At 42.2% G+C, this 21,100-nt stretch carries 19 protein-coding genes and 1 tRNA gene; 7 read left to right on the top strand and 13 right to left on the bottom strand.

Annotated elements, in window-relative coordinates:
* Positions 1-21 precede the first annotated feature (21 nt).
* The 4 genes from CRG89_RS07210 (at position 22) to CRG89_RS07195 (ending at position 5,778) form a co-directional block, all read left to right on the top strand.
* On the top strand, positions 22-213 hold the full coding sequence (locus CRG89_RS07210) for a hypothetical protein (RefSeq protein WP_103287596.1): 192 nt from the start codon (positions 22-24) through the stop codon (positions 211-213).
* Between the two features lie 74 nt (positions 214-287).
* Positions 288-1,463 (top strand): NAD(P)-dependent malic enzyme, encoded by a 1,176-nt coding sequence (locus CRG89_RS07205; protein ID WP_103287595.1) that lies wholly within the window; start codon positions 288-290, stop codon positions 1,461-1,463.
* 148 nt (positions 1,464-1,611) lie between these two features.
* Positions 1,612-2,547: a radical SAM protein gene (locus CRG89_RS07200; protein WP_231911522.1), complete on the top strand. Its 936-nt coding sequence runs from the start codon at positions 1,612-1,614 to the stop codon at positions 2,545-2,547.
* 675 nt (positions 2,548-3,222) lie between these two features.
* Positions 3,223-5,778, top strand: a complete 2,556-nt coding sequence (locus tag CRG89_RS07195; protein ID WP_158648775.1) for a ComEA family DNA-binding protein — start codon at positions 3,223-3,225, stop codon at positions 5,776-5,778.
* A gap of 114 nt (positions 5,779-5,892) precedes the next feature.
* Here CRG89_RS07195 and CRG89_RS07190 read toward each other — a convergent pair.
* The 6 genes from CRG89_RS07190 to aroC form a co-directional block, all read right to left on the bottom strand.
* Positions 5,893-6,022: transfer RNA gene (locus CRG89_RS07190), tRNA-Met, on the bottom strand.
* A 149-nt stretch (positions 6,023-6,171) separates the two neighbouring features.
* Positions 6,172-7,776 carry a DNA topoisomerase I gene (locus tag CRG89_RS07185; protein WP_103287592.1) on the bottom strand — a complete coding sequence of 535 codons (1,605 nt, stop codon included), beginning with the start codon at positions 7,774-7,776 and terminating at the stop codon, positions 6,172-6,174.
* A gap of 82 nt (positions 7,777-7,858) precedes the next feature.
* Entirely contained in the window at positions 7,859-8,272 is a 414-nt protein-coding gene (locus tag CRG89_RS07180) for an NUDIX domain-containing protein (RefSeq protein ID WP_103287591.1), read from the bottom strand.
* 65 nt (positions 8,273-8,337) lie between these two features.
* Positions 8,338-9,351: a prephenate dehydrogenase/arogenate dehydrogenase family protein gene (locus CRG89_RS07175; protein WP_103287590.1), complete on the bottom strand. Its 1,014-nt coding sequence runs from the start codon at positions 9,349-9,351 to the stop codon at positions 8,338-8,340.
* 29 nt (positions 9,352-9,380) lie between these two features.
* Positions 9,381-10,913, bottom strand: coding sequence for an aminotransferase class I/II-fold pyridoxal phosphate-dependent enzyme (locus CRG89_RS07170; protein ID WP_148695116.1), 1,533 nt, complete (start codon positions 10,911-10,913; stop codon positions 9,381-9,383).
* Between the two features lie 11 nt (positions 10,914-10,924).
* A complete protein-coding gene (aroC, locus tag CRG89_RS07165) occupies positions 10,925-12,031 on the bottom strand; it encodes a chorismate synthase (RefSeq protein WP_103287588.1) in 1,107 nt (368 codons plus the stop codon).
* A 159-nt stretch (positions 12,032-12,190) separates the two neighbouring features.
* Between aroC and CRG89_RS07160 the strand changes: the two genes are divergently transcribed.
* Entirely contained in the window at positions 12,191-12,958 is a 768-nt protein-coding gene (locus tag CRG89_RS07160) for a DNA-methyltransferase (RefSeq protein WP_103287587.1), read from the top strand.
* Here the strand turns inward: CRG89_RS07160 and aroA are convergent.
* From aroA to CRG89_RS07125, 7 genes are all read right to left on the bottom strand, one after another.
* Entirely contained in the window at positions 12,948-14,342 is a 1,395-nt protein-coding gene (aroA, locus tag CRG89_RS07155) for a 3-phosphoshikimate 1-carboxyvinyltransferase (RefSeq protein WP_103287586.1), read from the bottom strand. The two genes, CRG89_RS07160 and aroA, sit on opposite strands and share 11 nt — an antisense overlap.
* A complete protein-coding gene (locus tag CRG89_RS07150) occupies positions 14,332-15,264 on the bottom strand; it encodes a shikimate kinase (protein WP_148695117.1) in 933 nt (310 codons plus the stop codon). Before CRG89_RS07150 ends, aroA begins: the two co-directional genes overlap by 11 nt.
* Positions 15,257-16,240: a shikimate dehydrogenase gene (locus CRG89_RS07145; protein WP_103287584.1), complete on the bottom strand. Its 984-nt coding sequence runs from the start codon at positions 16,238-16,240 to the stop codon at positions 15,257-15,259. The genes CRG89_RS07150 and CRG89_RS07145 overlap by 8 nt, the downstream gene beginning before the upstream one ends.
* A gap of 56 nt (positions 16,241-16,296) precedes the next feature.
* Positions 16,297-17,094: a type I 3-dehydroquinate dehydratase gene (aroD, locus tag CRG89_RS07140; protein WP_103287583.1), complete on the bottom strand. Its 798-nt coding sequence runs from the start codon at positions 17,092-17,094 to the stop codon at positions 16,297-16,299.
* 105 nt (positions 17,095-17,199) lie between these two features.
* Positions 17,200-18,291, bottom strand: coding sequence for a 3-dehydroquinate synthase II domain-containing protein (locus CRG89_RS07135; protein WP_103287977.1), 1,092 nt, complete (start codon positions 18,289-18,291; stop codon positions 17,200-17,202).
* Between the two features lie 4 nt (positions 18,292-18,295).
* Positions 18,296-19,081 carry a 2-amino-3,7-dideoxy-D-threo-hept-6-ulosonate synthase gene (locus CRG89_RS07130; protein WP_103287582.1) on the bottom strand — a complete coding sequence of 262 codons (786 nt, stop codon included), beginning with the start codon at positions 19,079-19,081 and terminating at the stop codon, positions 18,296-18,298.
* Between the two features lie 102 nt (positions 19,082-19,183).
* Positions 19,184-19,321 (bottom strand): TRAM domain-containing protein, encoded by a 138-nt coding sequence (locus CRG89_RS07125; protein ID WP_103287581.1) that lies wholly within the window; start codon positions 19,319-19,321, stop codon positions 19,184-19,186.
* A gap of 255 nt (positions 19,322-19,576) precedes the next feature.
* Here CRG89_RS07125 and CRG89_RS07120 point away from each other — a divergent pair, with 255 nt between their 5' ends.
* Together CRG89_RS07120 and CRG89_RS07115 are read left to right on the top strand one after the other, a co-directional pair.
* Positions 19,577-19,819, top strand: coding sequence for a sulfurtransferase TusA family protein (locus CRG89_RS07120; protein WP_103287580.1), 243 nt, complete (start codon positions 19,577-19,579; stop codon positions 19,817-19,819).
* A gap of 59 nt (positions 19,820-19,878) precedes the next feature.
* Positions 19,879-20,946 carry a pyridoxal-phosphate dependent enzyme gene (locus tag CRG89_RS07115; RefSeq protein WP_103287976.1) on the top strand — a complete coding sequence of 356 codons (1,068 nt, stop codon included), beginning with the start codon at positions 19,879-19,881 and terminating at the stop codon, positions 20,944-20,946.
* The last annotated feature ends 154 nt before the right edge of the window (positions 20,947-21,100 follow it).

The following is a 21,100-nucleotide window of genomic DNA, read 5'->3' as shown; positions in this document are numbered from 1 at the left end:
TATTGATGAATGAGTTAATGAATGGATGAGGGATGCGCTATGAACCCTTTGCTTGCATTGCCTGGTTATATAACATTGCTTATAGCTGGTCTAATAATAGTTGGTGTAGGTTTCCTTATAGATGAGTCTGAGGTAGTGCTAAGATTCATCATAGGCTTTATAGGTCTAGGGTTAATAGCAGTTGCAATCCTTGCTATAGTAGTTGTAAGATGATCCTTAACATTGCTACTATTACTGCTTGTTGGTAGATAAAAGGTTAATAAATTCTAGCATAGCACAGAGAGTGGATGAGTGGCAAGACTGATGCTGATGATAGTTACAATGCAATTACCCTGCACAAGAGGCTGAGGGGCAAGATAGAGGTTAGGAACAGGTTAATTATAAGATCAATGCGTGATATTAGCCTTGTGTACACTCCTGGTGTAGCAGATGTAGCGATGGAGATAGCAAGGGATAAGAGCAATGCTTACATATACACATCAAAGTGGAATAACGTAGCAATAGTTACAGATGGCTCAAGAGTACTTGGTCTAGGGGATATAGGCGCTGAGGCTGCGCTCCCAGTCATGGAAGGTAAAGCAATGATATTCAGGCAGTTTGGAGGAGTCTATGCATTCCCCATATGCTTGGCAACAAAGGATAAGGATGAGATAATTAGGATAGTCAAGGGTATAAGCCCATCATTTGCAGCAATAAGCATAGAGGATATCGAGTCACCAAAGTGCCTAGCAATAGTTGATGAACTCCAGAGTGGTTTAGACATACCAGTATTCCATGATGATCAGCATGGTACTGCAGTAGCAGTACTTGCAGCACTACTTAACGCATTGAGGCTCGTTGGTAAGAGGTTGGAGGATGCAAAGATAGTTGTTGCAGGGGCAGGGGCAGCAGGTTATGGCATAGTTAGCATACTACACAGAGCCAACGCAAGGAATATACTCGTAGTTGATTCCACAGGGATAATAAGTAGGGATAGGAAGGAGAATATGAATCCATATAAGTTGAGGATAGCAGAGATGAGCAATCCAGAGCAGGTTAGAGGTTCGCTGCAGGATGCTATAAAGGGCGCAGATGTATTCATAGGTGTATCTGGCAAGGCAGATATAGTGAGCAAAGCAATGGTTGGAAGCATGAGTAAGGATGCGATAGTCTTTGCATTGACCAATCCAGTGCCTGAGATACCACCATATATGGCAAAGAAGGCTGGAGCAAGGATAGTTGCTACTGGCAGATCGGATTACCATAATCAGATAAATAATGCTATTGTATTCCCATCGTTGATGAGGGCTATGCTTGACCTAACCATAAAACGTATAGAATGGGATATGCTTATTCATGTTGCATTTGCTATAGCAGACCTTGCTGGTAATAACATTAGCGAGAGATATATAATACCGAATATTATGGATAATAGACTATTGGAGGTTGTTAGGAATGCAGTTAAGTATTATCAGACTCAATAAGAATATAATATAAATGGTGTTATTAACCTGATTCTTATTATAAGTTGAGATTCTGGGCAGAATAATACGATGTATCAGTGAGTCCATAGTTACAAACATTTATTAGTACATCTGCTTATAATATATAATGGAGATTTTTGGTAGAAGTTTGAGAGAGATAATAAGAGATACTCCACTATACATCTCCCTTGCCAGAAGGTATTGTAGCATAAGGTTAGTTAGAGCAAAGTATCCACTACTTGCTTCCGTAGATGTTTCCAATGTATGTAACCTTCACTGTTCACATTGTTACTGGTGGCTTAATAGAAAGGAGGAGGATGGCTTATGTGCTGAAGAGTGGAGAAGGATAATACGTAAGATGCTCAAGGGCAAGGTTATGCATGTTGGTATTGCTGGGGGAGAACCATTACTACGCTTGGATGTGGTCAAGGTATTCTGCGAGGAGATGCCTAGGCATGTATCTGTAGTAACTAATGGTACACTCTCATTGCAGAGGATAGATGGTCTTTACTTTTACTTTGTGTCTATAGATGGGACTAGAGATGTACATGACCAGATAAGGGGTAAGGGTTCTTACGATAGGACGAGGAGGAACATACTTGATTACATAGAGCGTTACAGCAATAATGGATATAAAGCATGGAAGGATATATGGTTATCATTCACCATAAACTCAATAAACTATAGAAGTGTAGAGGATTGCATAGAGGAGTGGTATGGTGTAGTGAATAAAGTTGCAGTACAGTTCCATACACCATTCATGAAGGGAGACCCCCTCATACTTCCATTCGGGGAAGAGAGAGATTATGTGGTTTCAAAGTTACTGGAGTTGAGGAAGAGGTATCCTAAATTCATCGCCAATCATCCAAAGCATCTTGAACTCTTGAGAAGGAGCTGGGGAGGTAAAGGCACAACGCCTATAGCATGCCCATCGTGGGCAATATTATCACTAGATCATATGGGTAGGATTAAGAGACCATGCTGTATAGGAAGTGCAGATATGAACGCCATGAAACCTATCTGTGAAGAATGTGGGTTAAGTAGTTATGCTATGCTATACAGTTATGGTATAAGAGGTGCATAATTACAATAGTATTGCAATGTATAGTAGATGGGAAGGTGATCGATGAGTAGATTAGTACATGGGATGCAGAATTGAGGATCCATAGATGGTTTACATAATCTCTCTATACAGTCCTTGTAGTTATATAGAGGTTGCAGGGATTGACGATATAATTATGATAATATATCTTCCTGTTCAGATCTAAAGATAGAAACCCATTGTTATAGTGTACAATAACCATGAGTACACAATCTTGAGCATGTGCATGAGTTTGAATGTAGGAACATACAGAGATAATGATTGATAGTAATTACTATTAGGCATCTGAATCTCATCATTATTTTTATCTCATCTACATTCATACAATAAGATGGCAACTAGTTCTCTTCACTCCCTATCGATGTATCATGTATAATTGTATACATGATTAGGTATACAGGTTCGGTACAATAGTAGTGGTTTACAGTACTAAATAGATATCATCATAACGATATTCGCAATAATAGTATGCATATCTGTTACTAGATATATATAGAATATGCCTTAACAGATATCATTTAGTTCATGTATATGGAGGATAGTGTTATTTTATTATACAATACTTTATAATAATAGCCAAGATCTACTTTAATTATTATAATTATGGTTCAAAAAAATATAGAAAGATTTAAATTAATATTCTTAGTATTACTAAGAATGCAGAGAGAAACTATTAGAACTATTAGAACTCGTATGGAGACGGCAAGTATAAAGCCAAACCAGTTAAACGAGAATGAGATAAAGAGCATACTAGATTTCTTAAATAATACAAAAGATGCATCTTCTATTGCTGCAAAGATAGAAGTTATAGGGGAGAGAGACATTGGGATAAAGATTGCAGAGGCCATAGTTGCAAAACGTGCTGAGATTGGAGGATTCAAGTCTCTTGATGATGTAATGAGCGTGCCTGGAATAGGAGAGAAGAGGTTTACAGATATAGCAGTATCTGTACTTGCTAGAGAGGTGGAGCCTGAGAGGATATACTTCAAACAACTTCTTCTCCAGAATCCAAACTACTTTGGTAATATTAAAGATAGTATACTGGAACCAGTTAAACCCCTTAAATTAAGTACAAAGTATGAGGAACTTATGTGTGTAGGATATAATCCGCCATCGAAGAGGTTGGAGGCAGTCGTACATATAAAACAGTCGTTTGGTTATGGTGGAGGGGTATGTTCTGCTGGAACACAAGAGTATGTTAGATTCTTCATAGATTGGAATAACGATGGTAACTGGAAGGATGTTGGGATGGTTAGCTTCACAGTATACAACATACTAGGTGAGAAACCGCTCGAGTATGCGGTAACATTGGCTATAGATGTAGATGATGTCTTCTGCAAGGTAGAGAAGCTACCAAAGGTAAGGGCAATACTCTCATGGAATGTAATGCCACCAGCAAATGATCCAAACTGGGTCCCGGTATGGGGTAATGTTAAAGATACACATATACAGATAGATACATTCAAATGGTTACCACTCAAAGATTTTGTAAAGGTGCTTAATGTAAAGATACCAATAGAACTTGCAGAGATAGATATGGAGCAAAAGATTATGCTTAAGGAGCCAAAGGAGTTAAGTATTATACAGCTCAAGGAACTATACAAAGATAAAGGTAAGGAGGTGCCTGAGCACCGTTTTGCCTTCAAGGATGTGTATAAGATGCTTTCCACTCAAGTTAATCCAATAGAAGCAGCATATATAGCATCACAGTACGGTATAAACCTCTCTGATATAGTCAGTAAGATATCACAGATACTGTATAACACAACATATGAAGAGATCACTTGTGTAGGTCTAGATACAAATGAAGATGCGCTAATAGCAGTAGTGAGGATGAAGTTGCCATCTGGCTACTCTGGTAACCTTTGTACCAGTGGTAGTGTGGAATATGTATCATTCTGGATAGACTGGCTTGATGGTTCTGGCTGGACATATGCAGGTACCACCTCAGTTAGGGTTCATGATATAAGCAGCATGCCGAAGGAAGGGCTAGACTATTCTGTATACCTACCTGTAGATCTGAGCAGTAAAAAACAGTTATGTGAGCAAGGACCAAAGGTGGCAAGGGTTAGGGCAATACTCTCATGGAATGTAATGCCACCAGCAAATGATCCAAACTGGGTCCCGGTATGGGGTAATAGGATGGATACACGTGTACATATATCGTCAGGCACATCAGCTAAAGAAGGAGAACATATCCCCTATATAATAAATGTAGGAAGCATGAATGTCTGCAACATAGATCAGAGTACAGGGTTAGCGAATGGTCCTAGTACCGGTACAGCCAACTTTACAGCAGTAGATAGTCCATTTGGAGGCACAGTTACAATCTCTGGCTATATAGCAAATCCTCCACATTACTTGAGTGGTGGAAATGCTGGAACAAAGTTGAAGTACAAGGTCTCAGTACGCCAACTCAGCCCAATTGTTACCCAATGGCAAGCAGTAACTAACCCATTCTGGATTCAGGTGACAGAGCAGATAAGCAGTCTTACTCCAGTAACCTATAACATGCTTCAGACGCCAGATCAGAATGGATACTTTGAATATATACAGGATAATCCTCCAGGTCCATGGAGAGATGTCTTTGCAGATGTACTGGCAAGATGGAATACCTCAGGGCTTAGTGATGGGTTGTGGGAGATTAAGATAGATGTACTCAACCCGGTTACTAACCAGACATGGACAACAGGTACTTTAATCTGCAGTAATGGCAAACATATAAGCACAGTTAAGGTACGCTTGGATAATACTAAACCTAAAGCAGAACTCACGATAGATATGATAGCGAACTCAGATTATATAAGCAACCCAGTTGCAACACCAACATCTCCAATGGCTATATGCGGTAAGATGAAAGTAGGAGTATATATAATAGGCAGGTTTAGTGCAAAGGATGTAGGTACATTCGCAGAGCACTTCTACTCTTACAGCTTTGCAGTACTTCCATCACCCATAGGAGGTAACCCAACACCACAGAACTTTAAACATATGCCAGCAGCAAACTCATACCCATCTATACTTACTAGTATACAACTGCCTGCTCCACCACCATATCCAATACCGTTACCAGATGGAATATGGCAGTTGAATACAAATGGCATGCTTCCATGCGGGTATGTTGTACGCTTAACTGTATCTGATAGAACCATAGTTGATAGCAGTTACATAGGCTGGAGAGATGAAGAGGAAGTAGGCTTCTGCCTAGAATAGAGAGGCAGAATAACCCCATTTTTTATTAGTTAATGAGTTGTTGTCAGTAGTTATTATTGACCATTGATTATTGCTTATTCATAGAAAAAGTAGGTATGCAAATCCATGGAGATGTGCCGGGGGCGGGATTCGAGCCCGCGACCTCCAGATTATGAGTCTTGCCCCTCTTGTGGAGGTCTGGCGCTCTAACCAGGCTAAGCTCTCAGGCCTACTCATTCTATTCTGCTATGTTCAGTACCCCGGCTTCTCCCGGCATGTAGAGGTTGTAAGAAGCATTTAATTTACTTTATTATCAGAGATGTAAACTAATACCTAAACTAGGCCCATCTGCCATCATTTATAAACTATTTACCACTGCATCAATCAGCATACATCTATACATAAATCTAACAACTAATCCTTGCCATCCTTACCATATGCCTTTAACATAGCATCCCATCTAGCATTACTATGCTTCACCCATTGGAACTTTCTCTGTAGTGATGCTGTGTATATGCTAGCCCAATCGATCCCAGCATACTTACACCATGCATAGAAGAGCCTAGGATCTATGTAGTTCCTTAGGGATGTTGCTAGGTTGTAATCCCTGCACTGCTTTGCAAGTTCTATCTGTAACTTCAACTTCTCTATCCTCTCCTTCAGCCTCTCCTCCTGCTTCTTGGTCTTCACCTCCTTACCCATCAACTCCTTCAGCCTCTCCTCCTTTTTCCTTAACGACTCTTCGAAGTTCTTTGGCACTGCTCTCTTATGGTTGCATGTTATCGCTGCCTGAAGGTTGGCCATCTTTGCATGGTATACCTTGAGGTAATCACTCCCTCCATTTATCTTACCATCAACGCTCAACAAGTAACCCTTTACAACATCTGTAGCAAGGTAGGTTCTGAATGCCTTTGCTGTCAACCCATCCATTATGCCACTCAAGAACCTGTTAACATGCCTGGATGTTATCCCAGCAAATATCTCCTCCCCTTCCTTCTTATTTGCTATGAACTCCTCAAGGTTCTTGTATGCTATCTCATCCATCTCATCCTCTACTGTTATGCTCTTCTGCCATCTAACAGAGTCTTTACCTAGGAAGTCGAACTCTATGCTCTTACCATTGCCATTACTATTGAACTTGATATGCTCAACCCTTAGAGTACTTGCACCAACTGTATCTGCTTCATCAGCATCCTTCTCATCCCCAACCCTCATAGCTAACCTGTAGATGAGGTAGCATACTGTTGCAACCTTCCTCCTCTTCTCATCCCTAGCCTTCATCTCCCTCTCTATCCTTGCTACAACCTTGCCTATCTGCTTCGCTAACCTCATTGCGGTATCGTACTTTGCCTTATCCCTCTCCTGCCTTATCCTTGAAGAATCTGCCAACCATACATACTTCTCCTTGCCTGTCAACTTGTCTATCCACTTTGCAAGCCATATGGAGTCATGATCATGCACTACTGCCTTCCAGTTCGCTTCAGGTACTGGTGCATCCTCACCAAGGTTAAGGATCACATCGCTAGCCTCAACCCTTGGCTTCCATCTTCCTCGAAGTGGATGTTCACCTCTACCCATGAATATGCCTGGAGGTTCCACCATCCAATTTGCTACCTCATACTTCTCACCATCAACTATAGCATATCCATATATGGACTTCAACTGCTCCCTAAGCCTCTTCCTCTCACTTGCTAGCCTCTTCCTAGTCTCCTTATCCATACTGCTCTTCATCTCCTTCTCCCTATCAACATAGGCATACACCTCACTGAAGTCTATATCCTCTACTCTAGCATCTCTATACTTCTCAGGGAAGAGTTTGAGGAAGTCGCTAAGGAAGTTGAGTAGGAACACAGGATCCTTCACATACTGGGTATCCTTCTTCTTTGCAAATGCATAGGCCATCTCCTCCTGCTCTGGTGTAAGCCTTATCATCTCACCCTTTATCCTTATGCTGAGCCCTTTAGGCTCATAGGGGGGAGGTAGTGCTACACCATTATGCTGTAGTTGCCTCCACTTCATCCTCCAAATCTTATACCTTGTACTATAATATAAGTGCAGTTAAGTTCCTTAAGATAATTATCTTGTATATTTGCTGCCATGATCAATACGCTTTGTAGAGGCATGACTCTAGAGCCTCCTTAAGCATAGGCACTGTATCAAATGATGAGATCTCTTCAGGCTTTATCCAGAGGTATGAATCATGCTCCCAGTCAAGCCTTACATCATTGCTACTAGACTCAAATAGGTATGGGTGTACAACCCATATGGTATCATTATCCTCATCCACAACCTCCACTTCTCTTCCAGTACTTATAAGCATAAGAGATGCTCTAGGGATGCCAGTCTCCTCCTCTATCTCCCTGTATGCCCTCTCTAACGCATCCTCAGCCTGCTCTATATAGCCTGAGATCCCAGCCCACTTGTGCTTCATGGTCTTAACCCTGCTACTCCTCCTTAGGATTAGTATCCTACCTTTATGCATTACAAAGGAGGTTACAACATGCACCCTCCTCATCTTATCCCTCTCATCCTCTCCTCTCTAAGCCCTTCTCTTTTCTTCCCTCACTTCTCTCCTCTACTCTACTCTCCTCTCTCCTTCATCCCTTCCACCCATCTCTTACCGCTAATCTCCTTCAGCAGCATGTACATGAGCCTATATGAACCCTCTATATCAGTGCATGATGCTATCTTATGCTTTACCTTGTTATAGATCCTCTCAAGCGCATCCCTATCCCTAGTATCTATACAGGAAAGGAGATGCTCATTACCTGCTATGAACCTCTTAAGGTAGCGCTTAACATGCCTATTCATGAGTAGAGATGAGAATAGCCTTGGATCATCGTTAAGTATACCTTCGAATATGAGTGATTGAAGTGTAAACGTGCTTCCTGCAAGTTCTTTGCATAGTGCTATATCCTTGCAGTCAAGTAGACCAGCAAATGCTACGTTCATTGCATATACCATGCCTAAGACTAGAGCCATTGCTCTATCATGCTCATCAACATCATCAACCCTGATGAGTGTAGCATTAGGGAATATCTCCCTTGCAATATTCTCCTCCTCCATTCCATCAATTACAGGGATGAGTACAAACCTGTTGGATGCATTGATATCAGCACCAGGACCAAAGAGTGGATGCAATGAGAGTGGCTTTACACCATACCTCTCTACAGCATCCCTTAACGCTCTATGCACATCATGCTTGAGTGATGATATCTCTACAAGTATGGAGCCTCTATGCATGTACCTTGCTACTCTGTATATGGCCTTTGGCATCATATCCATAGGGAGGGAGAGCATGATTAGATCTGAGTTGTTAAGGATTGTATAAGTAGATGATGAGGTATAATTGCTCTTAACATCATTGAGTAGTGATGAGTTGACTATGGTTATCCTCTCTTCTCCCCTTTCTCCTCTTCCTTCTACTTCTCTTCCTCCCCCAGCAACATCTTTACCCTCAAGCAATATAGATGATAATGCTTGTAGAGCGTTATCATCTATATCGTTGATGTATAGGCTATACCCTCTCATGTAGAAGTACCTTGTAAACCATGAACCCATCCTTCCTCCAGCGCCTATTATGGTTATCTTCATGTATTGCTACCCCATAAACAGTATGTACATCACATCGTAGCCTTTCCTTGCTCCTCTACACCACTAACCTTCTCTAGCACATCCTTGATTATATCAAGCCCTATACTAAGAAGCCTCTCATCCACTCCTGCTGATATCCTTATGAACCTATCATAGCAAGAGCCGAATCCACTCCCTGGAGCAACTGCAACACCCCTCTCAAGTAGCGCATCTACAAACCTCTTCATATCACAGTTGAGATCAACCTTAGCAAAGACGTACATTGCTCCATCTGGCCTATAGAAGGATAATGGCATATCCATGAGCCTTCTGCATATAAGATCAAGCCTTGACTTTATTATTTCAGCATTCCTCTTAACATCATCCATACTGGAGAGTGCAGCAAGTGCAGAGTACTGTATAGGCTCTGCAACGCATGTAAGCATCATACTCTGCAACCTGCTCATCCCCTCTATAATCTGCCTTGATGTAGTAGCAGCATAACCTATCCTGAAGCCAGTCATCGATGGACCCTTTGAGAAAGATGATACCATTATGATCTTATCATCATTGTAGGAGAGGATGCTTGTGAACTCCTTGAATGCAAGATCAGCGTATACCTCATCGCTCAGTATCATCATGCCTTTGCTCCTTGCAACGTCAACTATAGCATCTAGGGTATCCTTCTCTATCATCTTACCAGTAGGGTTGTTTGGATAGTTAAGGATGATCATCCTTGTATTTTGGTTTATTATGCTCTTTAACTTCTCAACATCTATACTCCATCCATCCTCCAGCCTTGTACTTAACCTCCTTACCTTTACCCCTATGAACTCAGCAATATCGATGTATGCAGGCCATGCTGGCTCTACAACAAGCACCTCATCCCCTGGCTTCAACGATGCTAGCATTGCAAGGTATACTGCGAACCTCCCTCCAGGAGTAACGATTACATCATCCTTGCTTAATGATGCACTGTATCTAGCATTGAGCATATCTGCCATTGCAGATCTTAACTCCTCTATACCCTTGCTCTCAGTGTAATGGTACCTTCCCTTATCCAACGCATCTATGAGCGACTGCCTAACCTTGGATGGGATGGTAAGCCTTGGCTCCCCTATCTCCATGTGTATTATCTCCCTTCCCATTCGCTCAAGCATCCTTGCTTTGGAGAATACATCCACTGGTCTTATCCTTGGTGAATCTCTACCTACAACAGTTGTAGTAGTATTAGTAGCAACTGTTGTTGTAGTAGCAGTAGTAGCCCCATCTCCTCCCATTCTTTCCCCCTCCCTTCCTCTACCCATCTCTTCATACATAGCCTCCTGCACCCTTGTTGACTCTGCAAACAGTAGGTTTAGTATCCTGTTAACGAATATTCTATCAAGGGATAGAGCATCACACATGCTCAGTATATGATTTCTCAACTCATCCTCTGCCTTTGTATCAACTATCCCAAGACCATGCATCCTCTTCACCATGCCTATCCTCCTTGCAATATCTAACCTCTTGCTCAGCAACCTAGCAAGATCCTCTGTTAGGCTCCTTATATCTGCCCTAAGCTCATCAAGTTCATTGCTCATGTAGATCACATTCACTTACTAGCATTCAGCACTGGCTTTATCATACCAGCCCTTATAGCATGGTCAGCAAGGATGAATGCAACCATTGCTTCTACAACTGGTACTGCTCTAGGTACTACGCATGGATCATGCCTCCCTGCAACAACTATCTCTGTACTTTGCATGCTCTCAAGATCTACAGTGCTTTGGGTCTTTGCTATCGATGATGCTGGTTTGAATGCAACCCTTAGCAGTAATGGCATACCATTGCTGAGCCCTCCAAGTATGCCACCAGCATTATTGCTGGTAGTAACAACCTTACCATCCTTTACCGTATATGGATCGTTATTCTCAGAGCCTCTCACACTTGATCCATGGAAACCAGATCCAAACTCAACACCTTTAACTGCTGGTATAGAGAACAATGCTCTGCTTAGATCAGACTCTAATGCACCAAATATTGGCTCCCCTAACCCTATGGGCATGTTCAATGCAATACACTCTACAACCCCGCCAAGGGAATCACCATCATGCCTTGCTCTGATTATTGCTTCCCTCATAAGCTCAGCAGTCCTTTGGTCTGGACACCTTACATCGTTGCTGTATCTTAACCTCTTTGCATCTATTGATAGGTTTGAGTCCATCCTTATACCTCCTATCTCAAGAGTATATGCTATCACCTCTATGCCAAGTGTATAGGCTAGTAACTTCTCTGCCAATGCTCCTGCCATGACGAATGTTGCAGTCAACCTACCAGAGAACCTACCCCCTCCCCTGTAATCATTGTATCCAGCATACTTGATATATGCTGGGTAATCTGCATGACCTGGTCTAGGTTTGAACCTGATCTGCTCATACGCTCTAGAATCCTGATCCTTGTTCCAGATGAGCATGCATATAGGTGCGCCAGTAGTGTATCCATTGAAGACCCCAGAGAGTATCTCAACCCTATCCTCCTCCTTCCTTTGAGTAGTAACTATTGACTGGCCAGGCCTCCTCAGATCCAACTTGATCTGTATATCCTCTTCCTTTAAGGGGAGGCCAGCGGGGCAACCATCTACTACAACCCCTACACATCTACCATGACTCTCCCCAAATGTTATCATGCTGAGACGCTCCCCTAACACGTTACCAAGCATATGCAAGGCTTATCTATATAGAGACATATATCTTTTAAAATCATCTACTTGAAGTGATACCATAAGCATCCCAACATATCAATTGATGGTGTTGCAAGTTGGTATCTTTGTCAACATATCTACCTTTACATTTAAAAGTAGTAGAGGTAAAGCAAGGTCATGCTCAGGTGTAGATCAAACAATATTATGAAGATAGATGAGGATCATACCATAGTATTTGATGACTTTCATAATGTTGAACTTGATGAGAAGGCAGATATGATATTTGCTGATCCTCCATTTGGGATAGAGTTCAAGGCAAACATGGCAACATACAACAGGAGCCCAGATGCATTATCATACGTTGAGATACCAAGCAAAGAGTACCCAGCATTCATAAAGAGCCTTGTTGGGTGGTGCTATACTAACCTTAAGGATGATGGGAGTATGTGGCTAGTCTCAGGTTGGAACAATCTTAGACATGTGCTTGATGCTGTTGATGATGTAGGGTTCATAACACTGAACCATGTTATATGGAAGTACCAGTTTGGTGTATTTACACGCAAGAGGTTTGTAACATCCCACTACCATCTCCTGCTTCTTGTAAAGGATAAGGATAGATACACGTTCAACAAGCCAGAACATTATGCTGAGGATGTATGGATTATAAAGAGACCATATAAGCATGGTGAGGCTACTGCTGGCAATGAACTTCCAGATGAGTTGGTTGAGAGATGCATATACACATCATCAAACAAGGGCGATCTGGTTGTTGATCCAGTACTTGGCTCTGGCACAACCATGAAAGCATGTAGGAAGATGGGTAGGAGGTGTATAGGGATAGAGATAAACCCTGCACTTGAAGCAAGGATTGTGAGAAAACTTGCTCTACATATCTCTAATGATAATGAAAATATGAAGTTACACGATGTAAATCTCAGTCTATGATCCTAACATCTGCACCTATCCTTACAAGATCATCTAGGAACGATGGATATGAGACATCAACGCTGCTAAGCCCTCTAACTATTGAGTGCTCTGTAAGCATGGATGCTATGCAGAGTACCATGAACAGCCTATGATCATCATAAGACTCTAGCATAGCATTCTTGAGAACCTTTGGAGGGGTTATGATAAGACCATCATCCAACTCTTTTACAACAGCCCCAAACTTGCTTAACTCCCTAGCAAGGTTTGCTATCCTATCTGTCTCCTTGAACCTTGCATGTGTAACCCCCCTTATCTCAACTCTCCCCTTGCTCTTTAATGCTAGTATAGCAACAACTGGGAGGAGATCTGGTGTATCAGCAAGGTTGAACGCTCCACCATCAAGCATGCTCTCCTCAACATGTACCATACCTCTCCCAGTATCAACATGTATCCTAGCACCCATATCCCTCAGTATATCAACTATCCTAGAGTCACCCTGTGGTAGTGTAAAGTCCAAGCCTTCAACCCTAACACTCCCACCAGCAAGGGCACCAGCAGCAAGCATTATTGCAGCACTAGAAAAGTCCCCTGGTACTGTAAAGTTGGTATGCTTGTACTCCTGTCTTGCTATGCTATAATGCTTGTAATCATCGTTATCAACTCTTGCTGAGAATGCTCTCATAACTGCTATTGTTGAGTCTATGTACGGCCTTGACACCTGCTCTCCCATGATGCTCAACACCACATCATGCCTTGCATATACAGATGGTATAAGCAGTGCAGAGATGAACTGGCTTGATATGCTACCAGTTATCCTTGCCTCTCCCCCCTCAATACCATGCCCATTGATGAGTAATGGAGGGGTGCCATCTGCAAGTGACCGGCATTGTACTCCCAACTGCTTCAACGCATCTAGCAGTGGTTGCATAGGCCTCCTATTGAGGCTAGAGTCGCCATAGAGTAGTGTACTCCCTTCCTTGACTAATGCTGATACAGCTGCAAGTATCCTTATTGTTGTGCCAGAGTTTTCAGCATCTATCTCTCTATAGCCAAGTGTAAACTCCCTTCTTCCATAAACTATGAGCATCCTGCCCCTGCTACCCCTGTTACCCTCGCTACCCCCGCTAGCATTACCAATGCTATCACGAGTACTGCTGCTAGTAATCCTACTACTACCACCACCATACCCATCATCCTCAAGTCCTATGTAGGAGCCAAGTACCCTGCATCCATGTATAGTTGCATTGGTATCCCTAGCAAGGAGTGCATTCCTTACTATGGATGCTTTGCCATCATCAACTAGGGAAGAGACAACGATTGCTCTATGCGTATAGCTCTTGCTTGGAGGGCATACTATACTACCATCTATCCTTGAACGCCTAACCTCAACGCTATCCCTCAACCATGCTCACCACTGCCTTCTCATTACTTGCCTTACTCCTTATAACCTCTCCGTAGTTCTGCCATACATATGCTATATCCTTAGCCTTGCTCTCGCTATCAGTGATTGCAGTAACTGCTGGACCGTTACCACTTATACCTGCTGCTAGAGCACCATGCTCAAGGGCATCCAGAACAAGGTTGTATGGAATAGATAGAAGAGATGAGACTAGCACACCATTGAGTATCATAGCATCCCAATACCTCCCATCCTCTGCAAGCCTTACAGCATGGTTGAAATGCTCTACAAGTAGAGGGTGCCTAAGCCTCATAGGATCACTCCTCCTTATCCCCATAGGTAGGAGTATCACAACATTAACATTCTCATCTACCCTCTCATGCTTTAGTATCCTCCTAGCATGGTTATCAGTAACAAATATACCACCAAAGTAGCATGCACATGCATCGTCGAATGCCCCAGTTATACTCACCCTGCTCTCTATAGAGGCTGAGACAGCAGCATCTATAACCTTAAGATCTCTAGCAGTTATCCAATCTCTAGCATCATCATGGTTATCCTCATCACCATAATTATCATCGTTAACAACTAACCTATGGCAGGCAAGTGCTATAGCATTTGATACAGCACTTGAACTCTTGAGACCATAGCCCATAGGTATCCTTGACCTTATCTCTATAGCAATATCCTTATGCTTGAGCATATCATCTGGCATGATCCTCTTGATTATGTTATGGATGAACCCTACATCTCCTGTATTAGACACAATCCTACCTTGCCCACTGCTCATCCTCACAGTAACGTTGACTCCTAACCCTATACCAAGGGTTGAACCCTTGCCAGTTGGTATTGCATTTACTATGGATATTGCACCATGCATATTTACCATGGCAATCCTAGTATTGCTATTGGTATCTCTATCCATGCCTATCACCAAATGCCAAGTATCTTAGCACAGCATTGCTCATAACATCTCTAGGTGCATCTATACCAAGCCAGATATCCAATGCCTTTGCACCCTGCTCTACAAGCATCTCATAACCATGGATGATCATTGCATCTGCATTGAGGGCATTCCTTATCAGTCTAGTCTCCATAGGCCTATAGACTAGATCATAGACTATGCTCCTACTATCTATATCATTGCTATCGAGTATGCTAACATCCTCATACCCATGGTAGCCTTGCATGCCTATAGGAGTAGCATTGACTATGAGATAACATTGCTTGGAGTACATCCTAACATACTCAAGTTGCACTATCCTACATTCTATACCATTGCTAACTGCCATCTCGTAGAGTGCCTTAACCTTAGCATCATCAACCCTCCTGCTAGCAATTATCACCTCGCCAACATGCTCATCAATGAGTGCTATCAATACTGCCCTAGCAGCACCACCAGCACCCATGATCATCACACTCTTACCTCTCAATTCTATACCTCTCCTCCTCAATGGTTGGATGAAGCCATAAACATCTGTATTGTAGCCCTTAAGCCTTGAGCCATCAACCTTCACAGTGTTGACTGCATTTACCCTCTTGCAGAGAGGGTCTAGATCATCAAGCATATCCATTATCCTTATCTTGTGCGGTATGGTTACATTGAAGCCTAATGCTCTATCCCTAAGCATCTCAACTGCACTACTCAACTCATGCTCCTTAACCCTCATAGCAATGTATCTATAACCAAGCCCTAGAGAAGAGAATACTGCATTATGCATTGCTGGGGATAGAGAATGCTCTACAGGGTCACCAATGACACAGAAGATCTTGCTATCGTTATTACTAATACTAATGCTACTACTACTGTTGCTATTGCTATCATTGCTACTCCTGCCATTTTTACTATCCATCATAGCACTACTACTACCACCATTACCATACCTACCTTTATTTATCATAATACTAATCAGTATGCCATGCTTGGTTGTTTATTCATCACTCCTACCTATCTCATCTATCCATGCATATCATGTAATACAGAGCCTATAAGCCTTGCTACCATATCTATAGTATATCTGTCATTCCTTATGCTCTTTGCATAGCCATTCTCATCCATGACTTTGTATATCATTCTCATCTGCCTTAGCGTGAGTTGGGATGGTGCTAGAGGTTTGTCTAGAGCAGCGTAGGTGTATGGTGCACCAAGCATTGTGCATAGTACTCTTGATGCTAATCCATGCTCCCCCATGCAGAATGCTACTAGTTGGATACCATCCTTCTTCTTATACTTATCCTTTATAATATCGTATAGTGAGAGTATGCTCTCATTATCTTCTACGCTCTTTGCCATCGTTACTATCTTCACATTCCTGCTATACTTTAACATCCCATCCATTATCTCAGCAAGTCTATTCCTGCTTGGTGTATTGTTGAAGTCATGGTATGATATGAGAAGATCACAGTTAAGTGCCCTCAGATGATCATACAACTCCTCATCCCTCTCTACAGTCTTGTACTCAACATCAAGCAGCATTGGTCTGAATGATGCTAGCCTCTTCAGCACCATCAACCTCTCAGCCTCACTCCCATTGAAGGCTCCTCCTTCATCCCTGCTCCTGCATGTGAAGATCATCCTATCCCTATGCTCCATAACCACATCTAGTAGATCATTTATAGCCTCCTTGCTGGAGTAATCAAACCTAACCTCTACCATATCTGAGCCTTCGTTGAATGCTCTTGCTACATCCAATGCAAGGCTCCTACTGCTATCTCTTGCTTGTATGCTTGTACATATCTTATAACTAATAATCATAATAAATCACCATATGCTTATCCATCCATCTATCAATCCATACAACCATCCATACATCATACAACCAACCAATTAATTAATTCAATTCCATCTATAAAGATAATGTTACTTCTCAAGGATGAACTCATCAACCTCTATGCCAAAGTGCCTTCCTCTGCTACCCTTTGCATACACAAGCACCTCATCCCCAACCTTAAGATCTGTAACTGCTATGAGCCTGTTATCCCTGCCTATGAACCTTATAGTCTCTGCATTCTGTACTATTATGCTACCCTCCTCCTTTACCCCATCTACATCAACCTCAGCCTTAACAAGCCTCATAGGCCTAGTCTCTATCTTAACCCTTCCCACAATAGCGTTCCTAGCCTTCCCATCCATATTCACTATAAGCACCTCATCCCCAGCCTCGATCTCTGAGAGGTACTTTGTCCTACCATCTGGCATGAGTGTGTAGCAGTGTACTGCTCCAGCATTAACCCTGAACGGTCTTGGGGATGTGAACTCAGAGCCTATAGCCTCGTTGTGCATGAGGAATAGAAAGTTTGCCCTACTTCCTATAAGCATCCCTTCTCCAACCTTCAGCATGGATGCTGTATCTATGCATGCTCTCTCTCCAACACCAGAGTCCCTCACATCCTTCACTACCGCATATACAAGTTTGAACTCCTTACTCTGCATGTAAACAAGACTCTGCCTAACACTTGCTATATCACTAGCCTCAAGGACAACACCATCAACTCCTACTTGGAGTACGTTAAGCAATGTCCTAACCTCATTAGCATCCCTTGCATATGCAAGTATCATACTCTTCATGCCCTGTAACTTCGCTATTATATTCTCCAATGGTATTATCTTCCAATCATCAGCATCAACTAGCACAAAATCAGCATTATGCTTTGCAGCATCAACTATAGTATCCTCATCCCTCTTGCTCTTAACATTTACAAGTAAGCCAGCGCTCTTGCCACTGCTCTTTGTCTTGATGAGTTCATCAATGCTTGAGCATACCTTCATATCAGCATCATCGCTCTCATATACTGTTACAAAGTAATCAAGTGATGAGGATGATAGCAATGATGGATCTATGTAGATGTACCTTATACCCTCATCCCTCAGTTGGGATAGGAATGATTCTATGTTGGAGCCCAGAGGCTTAACAATTAAGGATTTGTAACCTTTGCCAATCTTGTCTAACATGTTATTACTCACCTATCTCCTTCAACGCCTCTTTAACACTTGCATTCTCAAATATTATGCTTGCTAGAGCCCTTATCATGGCTGGAGGGTCTCTGTGCTGGAATATGTTCCTGCCAAATGTAACACCTACTGCTCCAGCCTCCATTGCCCCTTTTGTCATCTCCAACACCTCCTCATCGTTACTTGTCTTTGGGCCTCCTGCAATAACTATGGGTACAGGGCATCCCTTGACTACCCTCCTAAAGCTGTCAGGATCTCCAGTGTAGACAGTCTTCACAATATCTGCACCAGCCTCAGCACCAACCCTTGCTGTATGTGCAACAACATCTGGATCATGTGGATTCTTTATATTCTCACCTCTAGGGTACATCATTGCTATCAATGGCATATTCCACTCTATACACTCACTTGCTACATGCCCTAGCTTGATGAGCATCTCAGGCTCCTCCTTGGAGCCTATGTTTATGTGCACAGATACACCATCAGCACCAAGCCTAACAGCATCCTCAACGCTGCCCATAAGCACCTTCCTGTTTGGTGCAGGACCAAGGCTTGTGCTACCTGAGAGATGGACTATGATACCAACTTTGCTTGGTCTAGGCATGCTCCTCAATATACCCTTATTAATAAGCACACTTGTAAGCCCAGAATCCTCGCATCTGTATATCATGCTATGGATATCATCTATCCCTGCTATTGGGCCAGAGGAGATGCCATGATCCATTGGGATGCAGAGCATCTTCCCATCCCTCAGTATCCTGCTTAGCCTAATCTCCCTCCCAGTAACCATAGGGAAGAAAGAAAATGAACCTATTTAAAAAAGTTGTTAAAGTAGTCCTTGTTGTGTTGTGTCGTATTATGTTATGATTAACCTATCTACACATGCTGTAACCTAAGCTACGATCTCTGCTGTTGCAAACCTGTTTGCAACGTTGGATATCCTTATCTTGTACTCCTTACCTATCTCTGCGCCCTGCACGAATATAACAAAACCCTTGATCCTTGCAACACCATCGCCCTTCTTGCTCATCTCATCTATCCTTACTGTGTACTCCTGTCCCTTCTCTACTGGCTTAGGTCTTATATCGAAGCCTGTATTTCTTTTCGTACGTTACACCTCCTATCCTTCTTCTAGATACCTAAATATAAATTAATGGCTATTGTAAAGGTGATGTATATGTTATGATAGCAAAGGTTACCATACCATTGCGGTTATGTGTTGATGCTGGCTATGGCAAGGTAAATATGGTAAACGTTAAATATGATATAGTGATGGTGCATATCTATGAGTAGTGAAGTTAGTCAGGATGTAAAGACTATAGATGTAAGAGGCTTATTCTGTCCTGAACCAGTGTTCAGAACAAAGATTGCAATGGAGAGGCTCTCTGTTGGTAGCATGCTTAGGGTTATTGCTGATGATCCAGATGCTGAGGAGGATATAAAGAGGTGGGTTCAAAGAACAGGCCATGAACTGATCAGCCTAAGCAAGGAAGGAAGCAATCTGATCTTCCTTATAAGGAAGAAGTAGAAGATGTAAGCAAGAGGAGGGGAGTGAGTGAGAGAGAAGAAGGGAGGAGAAGAGATAAGATGAAGGCATTAACACCAGAACTCCTGAATAAGATAGGTAATACGCCATTGATAGAGTTAAGATCGTTCTCAAGTAGCAGGGTAAGGGTACTTGCAAAGTTGGAGTGGTTCAATCCTTTCGGCTCTGTCAAGGATAGAGCAGCGTACTGGATGTTCAAGGATGCAGAGGGTAAAGGGCTAATAGCTAGAGGTAAGCATGTTATAATAGAACCAACATCTGGTAACACTGGGATAGCACTTGCAGGGATAGCAAGGCTTTTAGGCTATGAGGTTGAGATAGTCATACCTGAGAAGGTAAGTAAGGAGACCAAGGACATCCTTAGAGCATTAGGAGCAAACCTCTACGAGACATCTGATGATCTCTGCCCTAGGGTAGGTGTTGGCACAGATCAAAGCATATCCCTAGCAAAGGCAATAGCAAGGGCTAGACCAGATAAGTACTACATGCCCAATCAGTATGAGAATGATGCTAACTTCCTTGCACACTATGAGGGTACTGGTCCTGAGATATGGGCACAGACAAATGGTAAGGTAACACACTTTGTAGCAGGGGTTGGTACTGGAGGTACTATAACTGGTGTAGGGCTCTACTTGAAGGAGAGGAACAAGGCTATAAGGGTTATAGCAGTTCAGCCTCAGAAGCAGCATCTGATCCAAGGACTAAGGAACTTTGAAGAGTCCAATATACCAACACTCTTTGAGCGTAGGGCAAATGTTGTTGATGAATGGCACACTATAACAAATGAGGAGTCATTCAAGATGGTTAGAGAACTGTATGAGAGGGAGAGGCTTCTAGTAGGACCATCATCTGGATGTGCAATGGCTGCAGTATGCAAGGTTAAGGAGAGGATAGAGTCCTCATTAGATAGAGTTGAGGAGGATTATGATGGTGATGATGGTAATAGAAATGGTAATGGTAATGGAAGAAGGGAGAATATCATAGTTGTAGTATTTGCAGATAACGGTAGAAAGTTCAGAAGCCTATATTCTCAGCAAGGTGTATTCAGTAATGAAGAGTTCGATGATGCATTAAGGAATGCTATCATGCTTGGTGAATCGTTCTTTTAATTGATTTATTTAGATTCAGTTAATACATTAGTGGAGTTGACTGTTGATATCAATCTCTTAGAATAAAGATGACTATATGATGAATGAATTGTTGTTTGATGTTGGTGTGGTTCTATTGTATTCTGATAGTTATTCATTAAGATAATTCCTGTAT

The organism is Candidatus Nitrosocaldus islandicus, from assembly GCF_002906215.1.
In the GTDB taxonomy this organism is placed as follows: Archaea; Thermoproteota; Nitrososphaeria; order Nitrososphaerales; family Nitrosocaldaceae; genus Nitrosocaldus; species Nitrosocaldus cavascurensis.
This window is presented reverse-complemented; position numbering and strand designations above follow the sequence as displayed.

Excerpts from the sequence above, each read along its gene's own strand:
- CRG89_RS07210 (WP_103287596.1), top strand. The coding sequence starts at position 22 with ATGGATGAGGGATGCGCTATGAACCCTTTGCTTGCATTGCCTGGTTAT.
- CRG89_RS07205 (WP_103287595.1), top strand. The coding sequence starts at position 288 with ATGAGTGGCAAGACTGATGCTGATGATAGTTACAATGCAATTACCCTG.
- CRG89_RS07195 (WP_158648775.1), top strand. The coding sequence starts at position 3,223 with ATGCAGAGAGAAACTATTAGAACTATTAGAACTCGTATGGAGACGGCA.
- CRG89_RS07185 (WP_103287592.1), bottom strand. The coding sequence starts at position 7,776 with ATGAAGTGGAGGCAACTACAGCATAATGGTGTAGCACTACCTCCCCCC.
- CRG89_RS07180 (WP_103287591.1), bottom strand. The coding sequence starts at position 8,272 with ATGAGGAGGGTGCATGTTGTAACCTCCTTTGTAATGCATAAAGGTAGG.
- CRG89_RS07175 (WP_103287590.1), bottom strand. The coding sequence starts at position 9,351 with ATGAAGATAACCATAATAGGCGCTGGAGGAAGGATGGGTTCATGGTTT.
- CRG89_RS07170 (WP_148695116.1), bottom strand. The coding sequence starts at position 10,913 with ATGAGCAATGAACTTGATGAGCTTAGGGCAGATATAAGGAGCCTAACA.
- aroC (WP_103287588.1), bottom strand. The coding sequence starts at position 12,031 with ATGCTTGGTAACGTGTTAGGGGAGCGTCTCAGCATGATAACATTTGGG.
- CRG89_RS07160 (WP_103287587.1), top strand. The coding sequence starts at position 12,191 with ATGCTCAGGTGTAGATCAAACAATATTATGAAGATAGATGAGGATCAT.
- CRG89_RS07150 (WP_148695117.1), bottom strand. The coding sequence starts at position 15,264 with ATGGATAGAGATACCAATAGCAATACTAGGATTGCCATGGTAAATATG.
- CRG89_RS07145 (WP_103287584.1), bottom strand. The coding sequence starts at position 16,240 with ATGATAAATAAAGGTAGGTATGGTAATGGTGGTAGTAGTAGTGCTATG.
- aroD (WP_103287583.1), bottom strand. The coding sequence starts at position 17,094 with ATGATTATTAGTTATAAGATATGTACAAGCATACAAGCAAGAGATAGC.
- CRG89_RS07135 (WP_103287977.1), bottom strand. The coding sequence starts at position 18,291 with ATGTTAGACAAGATTGGCAAAGGTTACAAATCCTTAATTGTTAAGCCT.
- CRG89_RS07130 (WP_103287582.1), bottom strand. The coding sequence starts at position 19,081 with ATGGTTACTGGGAGGGAGATTAGGCTAAGCAGGATACTGAGGGATGGG.
- CRG89_RS07125 (WP_103287581.1), bottom strand. The coding sequence starts at position 19,321 with ATGAGCAAGAAGGGCGATGGTGTTGCAAGGATCAAGGGTTTTGTTATA.
- CRG89_RS07120 (WP_103287580.1), top strand. The coding sequence starts at position 19,577 with ATGAGTAGTGAAGTTAGTCAGGATGTAAAGACTATAGATGTAAGAGGC.
- CRG89_RS07115 (WP_103287976.1), top strand. The coding sequence starts at position 19,879 with ATGAAGGCATTAACACCAGAACTCCTGAATAAGATAGGTAATACGCCA.